This is a genomic window from Pseudomonas sp. (assembly GCF_050739995.1).
Classification (GTDB): Bacteria; Pseudomonadota; Gammaproteobacteria; order Pseudomonadales; family Pseudomonadaceae; genus Aquipseudomonas.
In genome coordinates, this window is the sequence record NZ_JBOICG010000524.1 from 1 (window position 1) to 1,563 (window position 1,563).

At 53.7% G+C, this 1,563-nt stretch carries 1 protein-coding gene; it reads left to right on the top strand.

Annotated features, from left to right (window positions below; translation table 11 throughout):
- Positions 1–81: 81 nt before the first annotated feature.
- On the top strand, positions 82–1,284 hold the full coding sequence (locus ACRESD_RS17120) for an EAL domain-containing response regulator (RefSeq protein WP_431752002.1): 1,203 nt from the start codon (positions 82–84) through the stop codon (positions 1,282–1,284).
- Positions 1,285–1,563 lie beyond the last annotated feature (279 nt).

Sequence of the window (1,563 nt, forward strand, 5' to 3'; positions counted from 1 at the left end):
CCTGAGAACGGCCCGACTCATCAATGGGATATTAGCCTGCACACTATCGCCTCTTAGCTCCATGGTAGTGGCAGGCGAACAATGATCTCACTGCGTATTCTGGTTTTAGAACAACAGGCTGTTCAGCGTAGTGCGGTGGTCTCGGCTTTACAGCAACTGGGAGTTGCTGAAGTCTTGCAGGCCAGCAGTGGCGAGCAGGCCTTGGCCTTGATGCAACGACAGGGCGGGATCGATATCGCCCTGTGTGATCTGGCGCATCATGGAATGGATTGCCTTGATTTTTTGAATTATGCAGGCCAGCTGTCAATTATCCAGGCGGTCATTCTTTATTGTGACTTCCAACCGCAGCTGCAGCGGGCGATTGAGCAAATGGTCTCGTTTTCGGGCCTTGAGCTGTTGGGTACCTTGAGTACACCCATAGAGGTAAAGGCGTTGCACACGCTCTTGCAGCGCTACCAGCGCCGCGCCCCGGCCACGACGGCTTATCCGCTGGTGACGAGCACGCTGCCCGATGAGCAAGACCTTCGTCGCGGGCTTGCCCTGGGTGAGTTTCGTGCGTTTTTTCAGCCCAAATTCTTGTTGGCAAGCGGTCAAGTCGACGGGGCGGAAGTCTTGGCGCGATGGCAGCACCCTTCAAAGGGCTTGCTGCTCCCCAAGGATTTTTTGGCGGCGGTGCTGGCGTACGATTTGATCGATGAGATGTTCAAGCAACTGCTCGTGCAGGGCCTGAGCCTGTTGGGCATGTTGCGTCGAGAGGGGCATTCGCTGGAACTGTCGTTTAACCTGCATGCCTCGCAATTGCTGGAAGCAGGGCTGATCGACCATATTCGTCGCGCATTGGGTCAGTATCAACTATCAGGTACGGACCTGACGTTTGAGCTGGCAGAGAACGAGTTGTTGGAGATCGGACCAAAAATCCAGGAAAGTTTGTTGCGGTTGCGGGTCATGGGTTGCGGCTTGTCGATCGATGACTTTGGCGTGGGATTTTCCTCGCTCAAACAACTCTGCCATTTGCCCTTCACGGAGATCAAACTCGACGGTGAGTTTGTTCGAAAGATTCAAGAGCCTGGCAGCCAAGCCGTTATCACCAGCACCATCGCGTTGGCCCGCTCATTAAACATGGCGCTGGTGATTGAAGGGGTCAGTGATCAGAAAGAATGCCAGGCGCTGATCAGGATGGGATGCGAACAGGGGCAAGGTTTTTACTGTGCGCAGCCGATGTCGTCGCATGAACTGCTGTCGTGGCTCCAGGCGCCTTTCATGGCGGGCCAGAAAGATGACTAATGATCTTTAGTCCCAAGTAAATCAGTACCCGCGCAGTCTTGCACAAGCTCATATATGCTAACCACCGTAGATCGGTGCCAAGCGTTTTTGAGTGTAGGGCTGCACTCTTTTCGACTCAGCGTCATCACTCCTATTACCCGAGGTTAACCATGCTTAAAGCCGTGATTGCGGATGATCACTCCTTCATTCTCTCGACTGTCAGAATGATCTTGAAGCAGGAACACTATGAAGTGGTGGCAGAAGCAAAAGATGGCGCTACAGCAGTACAGTTGACGCGTG

What these genes read in the sequence shown, in the direction of transcription:
- ACRESD_RS17120 (WP_431752002.1), top strand. Translation starts at nt 82, where the DNA reads ATGATCTCACTGCGTATTCTGGTTTTAGAACAACAGGCTGTTCAGCGT.